19 protein-coding genes are annotated in these 18,275 nt (G+C 39.9%); 6 read left to right on the top strand and 13 right to left on the bottom strand.

Features of this window, described 5'->3' with window-relative positions; translation table 11 throughout:
• The first annotated feature begins 54 nt into the window (after window positions 1–54).
• A complete protein-coding gene (gene lpxC / locus HHO47_RS11540; protein ID WP_169020423.1) occupies window positions 55–966 on the top strand; it encodes a UDP-3-O-acyl-N-acetylglucosamine deacetylase in 912 nt (303 codons plus the stop codon).
• Between the two features lie 92 nt (window positions 967–1,058).
• Here lpxC and yjjG read toward each other — a convergent pair whose 3' ends face one another.
• From yjjG to HHO47_RS11525, 3 genes are all read right to left on the bottom strand, one after another.
• Entirely contained in the window at window positions 1,059–1,733 is a 675-nt protein-coding gene (gene yjjG / locus HHO47_RS11535; RefSeq protein WP_169020422.1) for a pyrimidine 5'-nucleotidase, read from the bottom strand.
• Window positions 1,733–2,278, bottom strand: coding sequence for an inosine/xanthosine triphosphatase (gene yjjX / locus HHO47_RS11530; RefSeq protein ID WP_169020421.1), 546 nt, complete (start codon window positions 2,276–2,278; stop codon window positions 1,733–1,735). Before yjjX ends, yjjG begins: the two co-directional genes overlap by 1 nt.
• Before the next feature lie 67 nt (window positions 2,279–2,345).
• Complete coding sequence (locus HHO47_RS11525; protein WP_169020420.1) at window positions 2,346–3,245, bottom strand: phosphoribulokinase; 900 nt, start codon at window positions 3,243–3,245, stop codon at window positions 2,346–2,348.
• Between the two features lie 137 nt (window positions 3,246–3,382).
• Here HHO47_RS11525 and HHO47_RS11520 point away from each other — a divergent pair, with 137 nt between their 5' ends.
• Together HHO47_RS11520 and HHO47_RS11515 are read left to right on the top strand one after the other, a co-directional pair.
• Complete coding sequence (locus HHO47_RS11520; RefSeq protein WP_169020419.1) at window positions 3,383–4,252, top strand: TolB family protein; 870 nt, start codon at window positions 3,383–3,385, stop codon at window positions 4,250–4,252.
• 77 nt (window positions 4,253–4,329) lie between these two features.
• Window positions 4,330–4,695: a hypothetical protein gene (locus HHO47_RS11515; protein ID WP_169020418.1), complete on the top strand. Its 366-nt coding sequence runs from the start codon at window positions 4,330–4,332 to the stop codon at window positions 4,693–4,695.
• Window positions 4,696–4,832: 137 nt separating this feature from the next.
• Here the strand turns inward: HHO47_RS11515 and HHO47_RS11510 are convergent, their stop codons facing one another.
• The 6 genes from HHO47_RS11510 to HHO47_RS11485 form a co-directional block, all read right to left on the bottom strand.
• Window positions 4,833–7,403: a M1 family metallopeptidase gene (locus HHO47_RS11510; RefSeq protein WP_169020417.1), complete on the bottom strand. Its 2,571-nt coding sequence runs from the start codon at window positions 7,401–7,403 to the stop codon at window positions 4,833–4,835.
• A 92-nt stretch (window positions 7,404–7,495) separates the two neighbouring features.
• Entirely contained in the window at window positions 7,496–8,176 is a 681-nt protein-coding gene (locus HHO47_RS11505) for a hypothetical protein (RefSeq protein ID WP_169020416.1), read from the bottom strand.
• A 77-nt stretch (window positions 8,177–8,253) separates the two neighbouring features.
• Window positions 8,254–8,604, bottom strand: coding sequence for a DUF2750 domain-containing protein (locus HHO47_RS11500; RefSeq protein ID WP_169020415.1), 351 nt, complete (start codon window positions 8,602–8,604; stop codon window positions 8,254–8,256).
• Between the two features lie 17 nt (window positions 8,605–8,621).
• Entirely contained in the window at window positions 8,622–9,200 is a 579-nt protein-coding gene (locus HHO47_RS11495) for a glutathione S-transferase family protein (RefSeq protein WP_169020414.1), read from the bottom strand.
• Between the two features lie 68 nt (window positions 9,201–9,268).
• Window positions 9,269–9,550, bottom strand: coding sequence for a peptidylprolyl isomerase (locus HHO47_RS11490; protein ID WP_169020413.1), 282 nt, complete (start codon window positions 9,548–9,550; stop codon window positions 9,269–9,271).
• An 85-nt stretch (window positions 9,551–9,635) separates the two neighbouring features.
• Window positions 9,636–10,208: a glutathione peroxidase gene (locus tag HHO47_RS11485; protein WP_169020412.1), complete on the bottom strand. Its 573-nt coding sequence runs from the start codon at window positions 10,206–10,208 to the stop codon at window positions 9,636–9,638.
• Between the two features lie 124 nt (window positions 10,209–10,332).
• Between HHO47_RS11485 and HHO47_RS11480 the strand changes: the two genes are divergently transcribed.
• The 3 genes from HHO47_RS11480 (at window position 10,333) to HHO47_RS11470 (ending at window position 14,087) form a co-directional block, all read left to right on the top strand.
• On the top strand, window positions 10,333–10,821 hold the full coding sequence (locus HHO47_RS11480) for a GNAT family N-acetyltransferase (RefSeq protein ID WP_169020411.1): 489 nt from the start codon (window positions 10,333–10,335) through the stop codon (window positions 10,819–10,821).
• 75 nt (window positions 10,822–10,896) lie between these two features.
• Window positions 10,897–12,891 carry an ATP-binding protein gene (locus HHO47_RS11475; protein WP_169020410.1) on the top strand — a complete coding sequence of 665 codons (1,995 nt, stop codon included), beginning with the start codon at window positions 10,897–10,899 and terminating at the stop codon, window positions 12,889–12,891.
• Window positions 12,892–12,956: 65 nt separating this feature from the next.
• Window positions 12,957–14,087 (top strand): response regulator, encoded by a 1,131-nt coding sequence (locus HHO47_RS11470; RefSeq protein WP_169020409.1) that lies wholly within the window; start codon window positions 12,957–12,959, stop codon window positions 14,085–14,087.
• Window positions 14,088–14,110: 23 nt separating this feature from the next.
• On the opposite strand, the gene queG is transcribed toward HHO47_RS11470, so the two are convergent.
• The 4 genes from queG to HHO47_RS11450 all read right to left on the bottom strand — a co-directional run bounded on the left by queG (window position 14,111) and on the right by HHO47_RS11450 (window position 18,189).
• Entirely contained in the window at window positions 14,111–15,244 is a 1,134-nt protein-coding gene (queG, locus tag HHO47_RS11465; protein WP_169020408.1) for a tRNA epoxyqueuosine(34) reductase QueG, read from the bottom strand.
• 70 nt (window positions 15,245–15,314) lie between these two features.
• A complete protein-coding gene (locus tag HHO47_RS11460; protein ID WP_169020443.1) occupies window positions 15,315–16,532 on the bottom strand; it encodes a methyl-accepting chemotaxis protein in 1,218 nt (405 codons plus the stop codon).
• A 95-nt stretch (window positions 16,533–16,627) separates the two neighbouring features.
• On the bottom strand, window positions 16,628–17,323 hold the full coding sequence (locus HHO47_RS11455) for a glycerophosphodiester phosphodiesterase (RefSeq protein ID WP_348981652.1): 696 nt from the start codon (window positions 17,321–17,323) through the stop codon (window positions 16,628–16,630).
• Window positions 17,323–18,189, bottom strand: a complete 867-nt coding sequence (locus HHO47_RS11450) for a DMT family transporter (RefSeq protein WP_169020406.1) — start codon at window positions 18,187–18,189, stop codon at window positions 17,323–17,325. The genes HHO47_RS11455 and HHO47_RS11450 overlap by 1 nt, the downstream gene beginning before the upstream one ends.
• Window positions 18,190–18,275: the final 86 nt, after the last annotated feature.

The following is an 18,275-nucleotide window of genomic DNA, read 5'->3' as shown; positions in this document are numbered from 1 at the left end:
GTCGTATATGTGATATAATCGGCGGTCTAACTGTAACTATAAGTGAGCGAAGCTATGATTAAACAGCGTACTATTGCAGAAATAGTCAAAGCCATAGGTATTGGACTTCACAAAGGTGAGAAGGTCACTATTACTCTCCGACCTGCGAGCGCAAATACTGGGATAGTATTTCGTCGTGTCGACCTTGATCCGGTTGTTGATTTTGAAACAACACCTGAAGCCGTTGGCGATACGCAACTATGTACCTGTTTAACCAATAAAGATGGCGTTCGCTTATCTACGACTGAGCACCTTATTGCTGCGGTAGCGGCAATGGGTATCGATAATTTGATCGTTGAATTAGATAGCTCAGAAGTACCAATAATGGATGGGAGTGCATTACCATTCATTTATTTGTTACAAAAAGGCGGCATTGCAGAGCAGAATGCGGCTAAGCGCTTTATTCGTATTAAAGAAAAAGTACGTATTGAAGAAGGTGATAAATGGGCCGAGATCGAACCATACGATGGTTTTCATATCGACTTTGAAATCGCTTTTGACCACCCGGCAATCAATGAAAGCCGCCAGCGTATCGGTTTAGATATTACGGCGCAAAGCTTCACAGAAGAAATTAGCCGTGCACGTACTTTTGGCTTTATGAAAGACATTGAATACATGCATGCTAATAACCTAGCATTAGGTGGCAGCATGGATAACGCGGTAGTATTGGATGAGTTTAAAGTACTAAATCCAAACGGTCTGCGTTACAGCGATGAGTTTGTTAAGCATAAGATTTTAGACTGTGTTGGTGACATGTTTATGACAGGTCATAACATTTTAGGTAAAATTACAGCTTATAAATCAGGCCATGACCTGAACAATAAGTTACTTCGTAAAATTATGGCGACTGAGTCAGCGTGGGAATGGGCAACATTTGATACCCCAGTATATATGCCAGCACCAGGTTTAGAAGTAGCTAGAGCTTAATCGTAAACGCTTACAACAGTTATAAAAAATGACGCTATTTAGCGTCATTTTTTTGCTTAAATATTGCTGTTTAGTTTTTATTTTAAACCTTTTTATAATTCTAACAGCTGTTGTAACTGTCCCAGCTCAGTCACTTGGTATGTTGGTTCAATACCTGCGGGCAGAACTGTGTTGGGATGCTGTAGCCAGCAGGTATCAATCCCCGCATTTTGGCCACCTAAGATATCGCTGCTTGCGGTATCACCGACCATCAAGATCTGTTCTTTTGGTGGATTACCTAACAGTTCAAAAGTGTGATAAAAAATTTCTGCGGCTGGTTTTGCAATTCCCACTTGCTCAGAGATAACTAAACAATCAAACATTTCTTTTAATCCGCTATGCTCTAAGCGACGTGCTTGTAGCTGGGTAAAACCATTAGTGATAATGCCTAATTTAGCATGCGGTTTTAGTTTATTTAGTAGTTCAATAGCGCCAGGTAGTGGTTCACAGATCTTAGCCATGGCAGTTAAAAAATCATCATTAAGCTGTTGAGCTGGAACATTCAGCTTATTTGCCCACTCGCTAAATCGAGTGACTTGTAGGTGAGTAGCGGAAATAGTATTGTTTTGATACTCAAGCCACAACGGTTTATTTGTTGCTTGATAATGACTGTAATCTGCATCAGTAAAATCTACGCCATACATTGCAAACATTCTTTTTAAGCCTGCATAGGCATTAAAGCTAAATAAGGTTTCGTCGGCATCAAATAAAACATGGGTATACTTCATTAAACTTCCTTAGAGTAAAGCGCGGGATGAAGAAAAGGCGCCATAGCGAGAGTTAGCGCTTGCGTATAGGTACTTTCTCGGGTGGCATGATGATTAGTTAATAAACCAATAGCACCGCCTTGCTGTTTGATATTGGTAGTATTAAATGCGGTATCCATTACATCGCCAAGTTCTTTGCCTTGTAATAACGCATTATACAGGCTTGGGGGTAAAGGAAGGTTACTACTACGACCGATAGCACGTTGTTGGTTATCAGCAATGACTACAAATGCAAAGGTAGCAGGGCCGTAGCTAAATTGCTCAGCACCACCTTCCATTGCAACATAAAAATCAGCTTGGTAATGCTGCTGGCAATACAACACGCGATTTTGTGCGCCTATTCGTGTTTCATCTTCACCTATTGGCTGATCAGGTACTTGTGAAGGTGCATCAACTCCTTGACAATCAATCGTCATATCAGGGTAATAGAGAGAGAAAATACTGCGGGCAGCATTTATTTTTACCGGATTTTTGGAACCGACGAGAATGCGTAATGGCTCTGTCATGCTGACACCTTCTTTTATGATGAAGTCAGCAGTTTACATAAGCTATATATTTCAGCAAGCGTATTTCTTAAATGGGCAAATCAACGGGGGCTAATTCGGCAAGCGCACGCTTTTTAAGGATAATATCTTTGATAAGAGGAGTTAATACTAACTCCATGGCGAGTCCCATTTTTCCACCAGGGACCACCAGTGTATTGATACGCGACATAAAACTGCCTTCAATCATGCGTAAATAATACGGAAAATCGACGTCATCTATGCCTCTAAAACGAATAACTACAAAGCTTTCATCAAGGGACGGAATATCTTTTGCGCTAAATGGGTTTGAAGTGTCAACGGTTGGCACGCGCTGAAAGTTTATGTGAGTACGTGAGAACTGTGGCGTAATGTGATTAATGTAATCATCCATACTGCGGACAATTGAGCCCATAACAGCTTCGCGAGAATGACCACGCTCAGAGGTGTCGCGGATTAACTTTTGGATCCACTCAAGATTAATGATAGGCACCATACCAATTAGTAAATCAACATGTTTAGCTACATCATGATCTTCATCGACAACACCGCCATGCAGCCCTTCGTAGAATAAAATATCGGTGCTGCTTTCTAGTTCTTGCCACGGCGTAAAGGTACCGGGTAGTTGATTGTATGGCACGGCTTCATCAAAGGTATGTAAATAACGACGTAATTTACCTGCACCGGTATCGCCATAGGTACTGAATAAGTTTTCTAGAGCGCCAAAGTCATTCGCTTCACGACCAAAGTAACTTATATGTTTACCTTCTTGCTGCGCTTCGCGAACTTTTTTATCCATCTCAGGACGAGTATAGCGATGAAAACTGTCGCCCTCTATAAATGCGGCCTCAATATTGAGACTACGAAATATATGCTTAATAGCACTTGTCGTGGTGGTAGTACCGGCACCAGATGAACCAGTGATCGCAATAATAGGATGTTTAGCTGACATAACTTTTCTCGTTTTAAGTAGCTCTGTAGTTATAAGGCGTAGTAAGGGGGTAGGTCAAGTGACATATCAATAACAGACTTGGGAATAACTATAAAATAGCGCTATTATAAGGGCGATAAAAATAATTAGAGAATGATATGAAATTGACTTTACCTTGGCTAAGTTTTGTTGCCACCCTTGTAGTTACCCCTAATAGCGTTTTAGCTGCGATGCCAAAAAGCGAAATTTTACTTGCTAAACTTAACACAGAATATGGCTTACAAGTAAGCCGTATCACTAATAATGATGTTTATAATAATCAGCCTTTACTTACCAAAGACGGTATTTATTTTACCCAAGAAGTGCAAAGTGAAGGGCAAAGTCAAACAGAACTGGCTTTTTATGATTTTACTAATAAGCAAGTAACTAATTTCACAAATACTGCTGTGAGTGAATACTCGCCGACTTTAACACCTAATGGTAAGGGACTGTCAGCTATTGTAGTAGAGGCGGATGGTAAGCAGAAGTTATGGCAATATCCGTTTGACGATAATGTTAAACCAAGTCGTATTTTTGAGTGGATAGAACCAGTTGGTTATCATGTCTGGGGCGCCAAAGATGATATGGTGATGTTTATTTTAGGCGAACCACATACCCTACAATATACTCAGGTTGCTGCAGCGAAGCCAATAGTGGTTGCTGAAAATATAGGGCGTACGCTGACGTTTAACCCCGCATTAGCGGTTTATACCTTCAGTTATAGCAAAGCACAGCAGCACTGGTTAGCAAGTTATGATCCGCAAGAAAATACCGTCACGGACCTCTTTCGTTTACCGCAGACGGTACAAGATTACGCATTTAAAGATACTAATACGGTCATTTATGCGGTCGATAATCGTGTTTACCAACGCCAGCTAAATAACCCTGAGCAGGTTTCACTATGGCTTGATTTAACGCCTTTCTGTGATAGCCATATTACCCGTATGAGCTACTTAAATGAGCAACTCGCTTTTGTATGTGTTAAATAACTATAATATAAAACTTTGCAGCTGCTTGGCTGTACTGTAGTTTACAGCTAAGAGCTTAATGAAAATCAAGGATATCCATGTCAGCTAGTCCAGAGCAAATCAACGAGCAACTTATAGCATTAGAGTGCCGTAGTAATTTTAGAATTAAGAATATCACTGAATACATGTTACCTAAGTCCAAAGAAGCAATTTATCTGCATATAGAAGGTGGTCAAGCTAAGCTTGTACTTCGTCCTGCACTGGAAGTCTTTAGTGATGATTTTAATAAAATAGCAGGCGTTAACCGCATTAGCGGTTTTTTTCATAGTAGTGAAATGACACGGTTTCCAGCGCGTATTTTTAAAAGCACGAATCCAATACATTATGGAATTGGTTTTAAAATGACCAGCGTTGAAGGCGCTAAAGGCTTTATTACTTCACTTATCAAAATTATTAACGGCTAGCTTGAGCTTATTGATAGTTAAGCTAAGCTAAGCAATAGATACAAAACGGCAAGCCACTGGCTTGCCGTTTTTGTAGATATATACCCAAGCCACCTCAAGATGCTGAATTCTGCATCTTGAGATGGTTAGGGTATAAATTAACGTTTTAAGAAGCTATTAACAGAATCTAATTCACGCTCTTTAAGTGAGATACAATTGTTCACGCTTTCTTCAAGTTTACTTAAAGTACGCGCATAACCTGGTTCGTCAGCAATTTTACTCATAAAGAAGCTTTGCGTTTTCGCTAAACTGCTTGCACTACAACCTGAAGTTGTAAAGTAAGGCAGGTTAGGCACAAAGAAAGGTGGCAAATTAGCCGCTACTTTATCGTAATTTTCATATACCCAACTAATAAACAAAGCCTCACGTGCTTTTGTATACATTTGGCCAGACATAATAGTACGCATATCAGATGCAGTAACATCGTCAGTTAAACTGTAGTTTAATACCTTAGTTTGTAGCTCCGGTGTGGCAAAGTAACTCATAGCCGCTAGCATTTTTGTACGTACTTGCGGATCTTTGGTGGTTTTAAAGGTATTTATATACGCATTGAGTAGGTTTTTATCACCATGGAATGCGGCTAAGTTTAAGTAAGTTGATGCTAAGTATGGATCGACTTTCTCTGGATTATTTAAGTAAACACGTGCTTGTGCTTTGGCGGTGTTTATAACGCTCTTATCTTCCCCGTCAAAGCCTAAGCGCGTCACTACCTGCGTACGCAATTGTGCAATGGCTGCATCTTCATCGACTTTCGCAGTTAAACCATACTGTTTAGCTGCGGGCATGATGCTTTTACGAATAAACTCAGGCCACAGGTCTTGGTTGCTTTCATCTTCAAAGGTACGCTTTTGTGCGGCTAAATAACCCAAAGCGGTATTTGCAACGCGTGGGTGTTTGTCGCTTACAAAAGCTTCTAGTGTTTGCATTAAATGGGCTGCTGAAATAACACCTGCATCTAGTAATGCATCAGCGGCAGAGAGTAACGCTAAACGTTCACGTACTGTCAATGACTGTGCGGCGTTATCAATCAAAGCAGCAAATTGTTGGTCATCCATTACCCAGCGGTAATAACCTAAAGCGCCTTGATCTGGATAAATCCACTCAGCTTCAAATTCAAGTTCAACAGTTTGATTGGCTTTAGTGAGTAATACATTGGCAGTTTTAACTTTATCGCCAGCACCGTATTTTATTGCAACTGGCACATTCCAAAGCTGTGCAGGAGCATCAACGCCCGCGTTAGTAAAGCGGCTTTGATTAATGCTAATCGTTTTACCTTGCTGAGTTACTTTGATCAGTGGGAATGAAGATTGTTCGATAAACGATTTTAAAACCGCTGCCACATCTTTATTTGATGCTTTACCAAGGGCTTGCCATAAATCGGCTGCTTCGGCGTTTTTATACGAGAACTCTTTTAAATAAGCGCGAATACCCTGCTGGAAAGCCTTTTCGCCAATCCAGTTTTCAACCATTGCAAGCACAGAGCTGCCTTTACTGTAGGCGAGTCCTAACCCATCCATTATATCGGCTTCGGTTTTAATTGGTTTACGAATTGGCTTAGTACTTAAACGAGCGTCTAACGCCATAACGTTATTTTGCGGTAGGTCTAAATGTGATTCAAATTCAGGGTTAAGTTGGGCTGTGATTTTAGCGGCCATCCAGCTTGCAAACGCTTCATTTAGCCATAAATCATTCCACCATTTCATGGTTACTAAGTTACCGTACCACTGGTGAGCAAGTTCATGAGCGATGATAGATACATTACGTTGTTTTTTATTGCGAGTAGCGGTGGCTAAATCAAGCAGCAAAATATCTTCACGGTAGGTAACTAACCCGGCATTTTCCATAGCCCCAAAAGGAAATTCTGGCACGGCAACAGAATCAAGCTTTTTATAAACGTAAGGAATACCAAAGTAGCTTTCAAGCGCGGCCAATACTTTTGGTATTGCTTGCTCGGCATATTCACCTAAGTGAATTTTACCTTGTGGCGTGATCACACGGCCTGGAATTGGCATACCTTTGACTTCACGCTCCTCAAATGGACCGACAGCCATCGCCACTAAGTATGAAGGAATTGGCGGTGTTTTATCAAAAAAGTGAGTGGTCATATCGCCATTAATGGTCGTTTTTAACTCAGGTGTATTGGCATACACTTTTTGCGAGCTAGGTGCTGTAATCGTTAATTGGAATGGAATTTTATAACTTGGTTCATCAAATACTGGAAATGCGCGGCGGGCATCGCTCATTTCAAACTGGGTAAATAAATACGGCACACCCTGATCTAAGGTTTTATATAGGCCAACACTTTGGCGGTTATAGGGGGCTGTGAAGTCGACTTTAAGCGTGTATTTACCTGGTTGAATTTGCTCATCGCAGCTAAATTTTACTTTACCTGTTTTTAGCATTTCAGTACTCAAGTCACAGTTTTCTGCGCCAAGTAGTTTGGCCATTTGCGTTGCGTAAGCAACACCATTTAGCTCGATATAGTTAGTTGGCCTAAGTACTTCAAGGGTAATTTTGGTCATGCCGTTAAACGATTCTTGAGCTGGGTCAAGCGTTAAAGAAACCTGTTGAGAGCTTGGTTTTGCAAGCTTTTCAAGTACAAATTCATTAGCATGAGCTGAAGTTACGGCAACGGCCACACTGAGTGTGAGTAGGCTTTTAATAAACATAGAGGATCCTGATATTTTCTTGTTAGAGTTTGTCTTAGTTATCCTAACAGTTTTTAAGCAGTGAGTAATGAGCTAGTTGGTAACAAAATTTGTTAAATGGTATGGCGTTGATTAAAGCGGTGCCAATCAATGTGCTGGTTGATCACGCGTATTTGTTGGCAGATCTGATCAAGGGTGGTTACATCGCTAAATTCAGTCAATTCATATTCATTAAAGCCAAGTAGATAATTAAAAGCATCTTTATTGCCTGCTTGAATTGCATAAATGCGGATTTGCTGCTCAAAATTGAGCCTGAGACTGCTGACAGCGGTTTTCATACCAAGTTGATCGATATTGGGAATGTCACACTTTTGTAAGTAGCCGGCACGCTCTCCTTCACCAGAGAACCAAATGCGAACTTTTTCGCTATAGCGACCTGATTTAGATGGCAGGTCAAACAATAGGCGACTGTGTCCCCGTTGTTTAACGGTTGTTATATACTCGTTTAAGCCAGCATCAAAAAGTGCTTGATGGATAGGCACAATACGGGCTTTTATTTTGCCGTGGGTATGGAAATGAAAACAAAGGATCTGTTGATGTTCAACAATATCGCACAGCTGTAACTGGCCAATTTCATCACTGTAAGCGCCACTATAATAAGCGATTAAAGGGAGCCAGAAATGCCAATGTTTCGGTTGTTCGCGAGGTAAGCGTTGATCACCATATATATAGCCATGGTAAAGCGTATGTAATTCCATAGCGGAAAAAGGGCGGCGACCAAGATGGGATTTCAACGTAATACCCTGAAAGTAAAGATTTGCGCTAGTTTATAGCAAATAAACTAGCGCAGTAAAGCAATGTTAAATAATGCTTACTCGCTTAGTGCGCGTGCTAATCCAACCGGCTCGATTTCAACACATACTTGGTCGTCATTCCAGTTTAGGCCAACCAGAGCATCATCTTCTTTTAGATCTTCAACCCAGTCATCTAAAAATTCATCCAAGGTGATTTGCAGTGGATTGTAATCGGCCCACTCTTCTTTACACTGGGCTTTTGCTGTTGCTTCACTTTCCCACAATAGTAGTACATCGGTGTTTTCAAATTGGTTAGAGTCACAAACCACAAAACCGCCATCTTCCGTACCTAGCGCCCAGATTTGTTCACTTTGACGTACTTTTTCAACAAAACTTACCAGTTCTGATTCAATTTCGATATCACTCATGTGTTTACCCTTAAATGTTAATTACGTGGATCGGTTTGCTGCACTGCCTGTTGCTGAGCAAATGAGTGATAGAACTTCATTAACTCGGTATGTGCCGTTAGATCCGTTAGCTCGCGAAAGCAAATCCAATCAAGTAAGCAGTATAAACTGATGCACAGGTATTCACAGCTTTTAAATTCTGCATCTGCAAAATGGTTATTTAAATAGCTTAATGTTTCAGCAATGCGTTCATTTTGTAGATTAAAAAATAATTTATCATCCTGCGTATCGAATCCTGAGCGCTGACAAAGTAATAGCTCAACCAGTGAATCACTGCATGCATTAATGATTGTTAGCAGATGCTCTTGCTGCCAATTCAGACTAGTTTGACTGTGCTGTTCGAGTAAAAAGCGGATGATGTTATTTGAATCCGCCAACGTTTGCTGCTTAGTGATTAGCACTGGAATTTTTCGGGCTGGGTTATTTTGTATCATCAGCTGACGATCAGTGTCGGAAAAAATATCTAAGTTGATAAACTCAAGACTGCATTGATTTAACAGTGCCCAAATACGAATGCGGCGTACAAATGGCGAGGTTGTTGAGCCTAATAGTTGCATGTGCTTTCCTTAGGATAAAAAGAAAGCCGCAGAGGCGGCTGTCTTTTAAATTAGTGATAAAACAAAGGTTATTCTGTACGGCTGGTCACTTCAAGTAAGTGGTAGCCAAATTGAGTTTGTACAGGGCCTTGTACTTGATTAATGGGTGCTGAAAATACCACTTTATCAAATTCAGGAACCATCATACCAGGACCAAACTCTCCTAATGCACCGCCATCCTGACCTGAAGGGCAGTTTGAATGTGTCTTAGCTAACTCAGCAAAATCCTCGCCTTGCTCAATCTTGGTTTTTAAATCTAAGCACTGCGCTTCGCTGTCTACTAATATGTGTCTTGCACTTGCCACTGTCATAAAATCTCCCGTTTCAAAGTGGTGTTTTTTTAATCAAACCTTACGTTATTCTAGTCCAATAATAACTACTTGTACCAGTAGAAAATTAAATATCTGAAATTGCTTGTTCTATCGCTTTAACTAATTTGCCTGAATCTGGCTTGGTTTTGCTATTAAAACGTTCGACCTGCTTTCGATCTGCAGATACGAGGTATTTATAAAAGTTCCAATTTGGCGAGCTCGTTTGGGCATTTAAATGTTTAAATATAGCATTGGCATCACGGCCTCTGACTTCGCTGGTGGCAAACATCGGGAAGGTCACACCGTAATTTACAAAACAGACTTTAGCAGTGGCTTTTTCGTCATCTTCTTCTTGGAAAAAATCATCAGAAGGAAATCCCAGTATCACTAAGCCTTGGTCTTGGTATTTTTGATATAACGCTTCAAGCCCTTCAAATTGTGGCGTAAAACCGCAGTTGCTTGCTGTATTGACTATCAATAAGGGTTTATTCTTGAATTGACATAAATTAATACTCTCTTTAGAGCGAAGCTTACGCATAGTAACATTAGTAAAATCATCACATGATGTAGCCTCAACTTGCCGCTGGTTGGTTTGCTCTGGCTGCGCATAAACACTGCAACTGAGTATTGCGCAGTATAATAATAACTTTTTAAACATACCGACTCCTTAACTTGTTGTGGCTGATCACCCTGGATGGCAGTCTACCGTTTATTTTGCAGTGGTGTGACCTTAACTCATACGTTACTATGCAATGAAGTGATCAACAACCGCTAAAAACAAAATGACAATACGATTAGCAAATAGTAATGATTTAGCCGCCATAGTTGCAATTTATAATGAAACAATAGCAAGTAGAATGGTTACAGCCGACACCGAACAAGTAAGCATAGCAGACAAGCAAAGTTGGTTTAATAGCCATACTAAGCAGCGGCCTATTTACGTTTATGAGCAAGACTCTAAGGTGATAGCTTGGCTTAGTTATAAATCTTTTTATGGTCGTCCAGCCTATGATGCAACGGTAGAAATCAGTATCTATATTACCGCATTTGCACAAGGTCAAGGGCTTGGTAAGCACTTACTTGCTTTTGCCCAGGAGCAAGCTAAGCCATTAAATATTAAAGTGCTACTAGCATTTATATTTAGTCATAATATACCGAGTATTAAATTGTTCGAGCGCTTTGGTTATCAACAATGGGGAAACTTACCGAATGTGGCTATTTTGGATGACAACCATTACAGCTTAACTATCTTAGGTAAGCATTTAGGGTAGATATACGACTAAAAATAATCCTTTAGATGATGTTAATGCAGAAAACTTAGACTACGCTTTTATCATGTTAAGTTGATGAAAAGCGGGGTCAAAGCTGTGCGGAAAATATTGATCGTTGATAGCAATAGTATTTTAGCGATGCGAATAAAAGTATTGCTTGAATTGATTGGCTGTGAAGTTGAATTGATCCATTTTTCAATGCTACCGGAATGCATAGCGTTTAATAATTATGATTTAGTGACTATTGCCCACGGTGTTCCAGTGGCTACCGCAAGTTTTTTAGTGACACAGGTCAGTCAAGAGCGCTTTTTACTGCTGGCACCTAAAGTTGAAAACAATGAACAACTTTCTTCATTTAGTGATCTTAATCGGCTGATGCCAAATGCTCTGGTGATTTATCCATTTTTTGCGAATAAAGAGATCAGCACCTTATTGGAGAATGTTTTAGAGCTTGGCTCTGATAGTGTTTTAGTATTACCAACGGTATTGCTGGTCGACCATATTCCACAGCGGCTTGAAAAAATAGCAAATAGTCTATTAGGTGCTCATATTAAAACCATTACAGCTAATAGCATTAGCTCTGCGGTTAGCAAAACACAAGGGCATGAAATTGATCTGCTATTGAGCGATTTTAGCTTGCCAGATGGCTCTGGTTTAGAAGTATTTGCCGCCCTCAAAGTATTATACCCGCAATGTCGTTGCCTACTATTCACTTCAAAACCAAATCAAGTGTCGATGATTGAAGCTATCCGTCAAGGGGTGGAAGATGTACTCGTTAAACCGATCAATGAAAATATGATACTGCAATCGGTGCATAAACTTTGGCAAACTGAGTTGTTAAGACGACATAACACAGAGTTGGTTGAACGCCTACAAGATACCGTTGATGCACTTATTGAAAAAGATAGTTTGTTACGCGTTATTTATAAGCATACACCTGATGCGATTATGTTATTTGAGCGCAATGGTGAAGTGATTGAAGCAAACGATGCTTGCTCTAAACTATTTCGCCTGTCTGCAAAGGCACTTAAAAGCAGCTCAATATTTACTTTATTGGATGCAACATCTGCTGAGCAAATCAAAGAAAAAATAGCGACGTTAAATAAAAATCGTCAATTTAGTTGTGACGTGTATCTGCCAATGGAAGACGAAGATACCATTCCATTAGTTGGCTCATTTAATGAAATAGACCATCATGATGATATTGCACTCGCAGTTATTTTTAAAAATGTTACTCACCTTAAACTTAAAGAGGAGCTATTACTCGAAGCAAAAGATATGCTTGAAGAACAAGTATGTGCCCGAACATCCCAGCTTGAAGACGCTAAAAATGTCGCTGAGGCAGCAAATCACAGCAAATCAGAGTTTCTTGCTAACATGTCCCATGAATTACGTACTCCTATGCATTCAATATTAAGTTTTGCTCGTTTTGGTTTAGATAAACTCGGCAGAGGTGATATTTCGGTTGAAAAGTTGCAGAAATATTTATCTCGCATTGAATGTAGTGGCGAGCGGCTGCTTTCATTACTTAATAATTTACTCGACTTATCTAAACTCGATGTTGGTAAGTTTCCTTTTAACCCTCGGCCCCATAACCTTAATAATATCATTAAAACCAGTATTGACGATGTGTTAGGTACTGCTTTGGAAAAAGAGGTTGAGGTGAAGTACTTACCACAAAAATCGCCTTTTATAATTGACTGCGATGAAGAGCAAATAAATCAATTATTGCGCAATATTCTCGGTAATGCGTTGAAGTTTAGTGAGCCGCAGAGTTGTATTGAAGTCGTTTTAATTAAGCAGCACGAGCAGGCAATTATTGAAGTGATTGATAGTGGTATAGGGATCCCCGATGATGAGCTTGAACATGTGTTCTCAAAATTTGTACAAAGTAGCAAAACCAATAATGGTGCTGGCGGGACTGGGCTTGGCTTAGCTTTGTGTCGTGAATTTGTATCATTACATAAAGGTCTTATTTCTGCTCATAACAACAGCTCAGGAGGTACGACAATTCGTATAACTCTACCTTTAGAAATCAAAACTGCTGCTACGCAAGAGGAAATTACTTAGCATTACTGGTAAGAGTTTTTTTTACGACTAAACTATTAATATGAATTATGAAATGGATGATAATTATGCCTTTAACGAGAATACTAGCTGTTGATGATGAGCCTTTTAATTTAGAAATTATAGAAGAGATATTGCTGGATCTTGATTTTGAATTAAAGATGGTTAGCAGTGGTCCAGAGTGCCTTAGCATAGTCGAAGAATTTGCGCCGCAAGTAATCTTACTTGACGTGAGTATGCCACAAATGAATGGTTATGAGGTATGTAGAAAACTAAAAGCAAACCCTAGTACGGCAAATATTATCGTAATGTTCGTGTCAGCCAGAGGTACTGTCGAGGAGCGGATGGAAGGTTATGCAGTCGGTGCAGAAGATTATATAGTTAAGCCATTTGGGCAGGACGAACTTAAATCAAAACTGCAAATTCTTAACCAAGTACTCATTGAAAAAAAATCGTTAGAACAGCAAGTTGAAGAGGCCACGTCAACCGCATTTAACGCCATGGCAAACAGTAGTGAAATGGGGCAAATAGTTAATTATATTGAGAGTATTGGTATGATTAACAACACTAAAGCGTTGGGTGAAGCCTTAGTTCATTGTTTAAGATTGTTTGACTTACAAGGTAATGTTGAGTTTAGAGCGCGTATGGATGCTCCTGAACACTTTGCCCTAAATGGTACGTGTTCGCCAATTGTAATTGAATTGTTTGATATGCTAAAAAGTAAGGGCCGCATACATGAGTTTTCCCATCGTATCTTAGTTAATTATGAATTAATTAGTTTATTGATTTTAAATATGCCAGATCACGACCCTGATAAGCATGGCCGGATCCGTGATCATGTGTGCTTTATTGTCAGTGTCACAGAGCAACAGCTACGAGCAATCATGACTCGTGAAGCTTTACAGTCGCAGCAAGCAAAGCTAAATGATGCAATTACTATGGTTAATAGCAAGTTTCATAGCTTAATTGAGCTGTTAAATGAAAACCATAAAAGTAACGAAGCTGTATTTAAGTGTTTACAAGAAGAGTTAGAGCAGCGGATCCCGTCAATGGGGTTAGATGAAGATCAAGAAGTGTTTATTTATCAGAAGGTAGATCAAGCTATTCAAAAATCAGTTGCCCGTGTAGAGTCTGTGCAGGGGGTGAAAGCCGCTTTTCATGAAATTGAACAAGACTTGTCTATCTTATTGAAAAAGTAATGATAATAATCAATGGGGGGAAGCTACGCATCTCTTGGTAAACCCTTTTCTACGATACGTATCAAACGGGCGGTTTTTCTTAGTAGCTTATCTTGCTTTGAGCGTTGTTGCTTAATCGCCCACTCTATGTGTTCTTTTACCAACTCGGTTGATTGATCATAACTGGCGCTGAGCGCGTCAACGATCGATTGGCTAAATTGCGCATTACCTAAACCTACAGCAATATTTCGGAGCCAGCGCTGATGGCCAATTCGACGGATTGGACTGCCTTCGGTATTTTTTAAAAAGGTGGCTTCATCCCAACTAAATAAATCAAGTAAATCTTTATCTTTTAATTGTGTTCGTGGGTGAAAGTCGGCTTCATCGGTAATTTGCCCGTAGCGGTTCCATGGGCAAACTAATTGGCAATCATCACAGCCGTAAACGCGATTACCTAATAGTGAGCGATATTGCTCTGGGATTGGCCCTTGTAGCTCAATAGTAAGATAAGAAATACACTTGCGCGCATCAACTACGTAAGGCTCTACAATTGCGCCGGTTGGGCATAAAGTTATGCAGGCTACACACTTCCCACATCCCTCAAACTCATTGGGCTTATCAATTGGTAAAGGGATATCAACAAATAACTCACCCAAAAAGAACCAAGAACCGGCTTCTTTATTGATTAGCAAGCTGTGTTTTCCACGCCAACCTAAACCTGCTTTTTCAGCGAGTTGGCGTTCTAATACTGGCGCTGAATCAACGAATGGCCGATAACCTAATTGACCGATTTGCAGCTCAATTTTTTGACCTAATTTCTTTAATCGATTGCGCATCAGTTTATGATAATCACGGCCTAACGCATAACGACTAATATACGCTTTATCGGTATTTTTGAGGGTTTTAGCAAAGCTTGCATCGGGGGGCAGATAATTCATTTTTACTGATATAACCCGCACAGTGCCTGGGACTAGTTCCGCAGGGCGAGCGCGTTTCATACCATGTGCCGCCATATAATCCATTGACCCGTGATAACCCGCATCAAGCCAGCGCTGTAATTGTGCCTCGTGCTTAGATAAGTCAATGTCAGTGATGCCAACTTCAGCAAAGCCAAGTTCTTTACCCCACTGTTTTATATCAAGGGCTAACTGCGTGTGATCGGATATTGAGCTACTCACATGGGTACATCATTAAGAAAGAATAACGGCGCAATTTAACATATTTACAGCGCAGTTAAAACGCTTGTACTTAGACAAAACGCTGTAACTGCTGCTGAGTTTGCTCACTTAGCTGTTGTGATAATTGACAATCACCTAGCGCTACATCAATTTGTGCTTTTGCTTGGCTGCCTAATGCAACGATTTGTTCAACTGATTGATGGGTTTGATTTTGTGTCTGTTCGAGTAAGTGCACAGCGCTGACAATTTGCTGTAATTGTTGTTGATTGTGTTCAAATTCAACAAGCCGATCAGTAAATCCATGGGATGTACTACTGATGGTTGTTTCTGCATTATGTGAATAACTGACAAGTTGCTCAGATTCTTTATTTGTCTGATTTACTAAAGAATCCATTTGGTTGATGAAATCGCTGATCTGGCGAGTTGCATCGCTTACTTTAACCGATAAAGTTCTCACTTCATCTGCCACAACCGCAAAGCCACGACCTGCTTCACCTGCACGGGCGGCTTCTATTGCAGCATTGAGGGCTAACAAATTCGTTTGATCTGAAAACTCTTCAACCATTTTCAGGATGCTACGAATATTCTCGCTGTTTTGTTTTAAATCATAGATCGTTTCTGAAAAACGACTTAACACATGACTAATCGATTTAACTTGAGTGACTAGTTTTGTAAGTTCTTGTGCAGAGTGTGTAACAAAGTTTAGGTGCTCTGCGTTAACTTGATGTACATTGTCGGTATTGGTAACAATACTTTGCAGACTATCAGTTATTTGATTACTGGCTGCGGTTATTGTTTGGCTAAAATCAATTTGTTGTTCGCTTAGCTGCGCTGTATGTTGCATTGACTCGGTCACTTGATTATTACTTTGTGCACTGGCCTGCGCACTTTGGTAAGTGGTAGCGAGTAATTGGCTTAGATGATCAGTAAAGGTGTTGTACTGCTGGCTGATCTCACGAAATTCATCATAGGTAAAGTGGGGGAGTTTAGCTGCTAAGTTTGCATCTTGGCGATTAATTTTCACTAAAGTATCGCGCATTGCCGTAACTGGGCGCACGATCAGAAAGCGCATGTAAAAGAGCGTAAAAGCAAAGCCGGCAATAATAATCACCGTGAGTAACCAAAATAGGCTGGTGTCTGCGTTTTGCGTAGTTAGATTTTTATATAACCAAACCAGAGTAATAGCTTGAAAAATAAATACAAAGCTAAGGTTGCCAACAATCTTTCGGGTTAAAGTAAAAAAGAAGCCTTGTTCTATAAAGTTATAAATACGCATATACCCACTCATCAATTGCCCGCTCGGCTGTTGCATTGTTTTACTCAGTATCGTTCAAATTCACTTTAATTCAAGAATATAGGATGAACGGCAGCTATTTTTGATAACTACAGTGAGTTTAAAATCATTTTAGTGTTGCAGGGATAATTAGTAAAAATTCCGTCCACATCAAAACTCAGCATTAATTCAATATCTTCTTTTTTATCAACCGTGTACGCATAAACTTGTAAGTCGCGTTGTTTGGCATCTGCGACAAACTCATGGTTAATAAAGTTTTTATCAACATGAATACTAAACGCCTGTAAGCGCTGGGCAAATTCGGCATAGTTGATCGGAATAGAGGCTGTTAAGGCGCCAATTTTCACCCATGGTAACTGTTGTTTTAGCCACATGAGTTGATGGTGATCAAACGAAGAGACTAAAAGGTTGTCGCGTGACAGTTTTTTAGCTGCAACGTTTGCTTCAATCAGCTTAACAAACTTATCCAATGCAAAAGTGTGTTTTAACTCTAGGTTTAATAATGTTTTATTGTTAACCCAATCTATGGTTTGTTGTAAGGTGGGAACACACTCATTATTACCTGCATCAAAACATTGAATTTGCTCTCGGGTGAGTTTATTTATTTTTCCGCGGCCGTTGGTGGTGCGATCTAGCCAAGTGTCATGAATGATCATGTAATCATCCAAACAACTTTGGACATCGACCTCAATACCATCGATTTCAATTTCGACTGCTGCGGTTATTGCACTCTGGGTATTTTCTGGATAAGTGCCACTGGCGCCACGATGAGCAAAAATTTTTATCATAATGTGTGTTTCCGAGTAACTGACCATGTTTCGTAAAATGCTGCACTGATCACCAAAGCACCGCCAAGCAGGGTCTGTAGTGAAGGTTGTTCATGTAACAGCAAAAAAGCTAAAAATGTGCCATACAAAGGCTGTAAACAAGAAATAAGCCCCGCTGTTGATGCTGATAAATATTGTAAACTTGCCGCAAATAAAGAGTGCGGAGTTGCAGTAAAAATTACACCAGCGACGACCAATAACCCCAAATCTTGGTTTGCTATATTTATCACTGGTACTTCAATAAAAGCACATAATAATAAGCTAGCCACGAATGTTTGATAAAACATAGTTTGTGGCCCACCGTAGTGGCTAAAGTATCGCTTATGAACAATATTTCTAAAAGCGAAAAAAAATGCCGAAATAATCCCTGTTACCACCCCTAAGGTCACATTATTACCCATATCTGCATTTGGGATCAGTAAATAGATCCCAGTTATTACTACGCCTGCACTGAGCAAATCGTTTACTTTGGGTTTACTACTATTAAAGAATGGTTCAATAAATACGGTGATCACTGGGTAAGTAAAAAATGCAATCATACCAATGGCAATCCCCGCCATTTGCATACCCGCAAAATAAGTAACCCAATGTATACCTACAGCAGCCCCTAACAACAAAGCAATCAAGTAATCTTTAGCACAGCTGAGTTTAATTGCTTTTTTTTGCCATAATAGCAATATCATAATAGCCAGACCCGCTATGGCTGCGCGGTACACGGTGATATCTAATGCGTTGAGATTTATTAATTTGGCAAATAGTGCTGTGCCACCAAAAAGTAATACCGCAATATGTAAATAAATTAAACTTTGTTGTTGGGGTTGCATGTAAATTCGCTCTGCTATTTTTTACTATCTTATCACTGCTCATAATAAGGTGAAATTTTTAAAACATGACAAATGTCAGCAAAGTT

The sequence above is a fragment of the Pseudoalteromonas arctica genome (assembly GCF_012927645.1).
Taxonomy (GTDB): domain Bacteria; phylum Pseudomonadota; class Gammaproteobacteria; order Enterobacterales; family Alteromonadaceae; genus Pseudoalteromonas; species Pseudoalteromonas arctica_A.
This window is presented reverse-complemented; position numbering and strand designations above follow the sequence as displayed.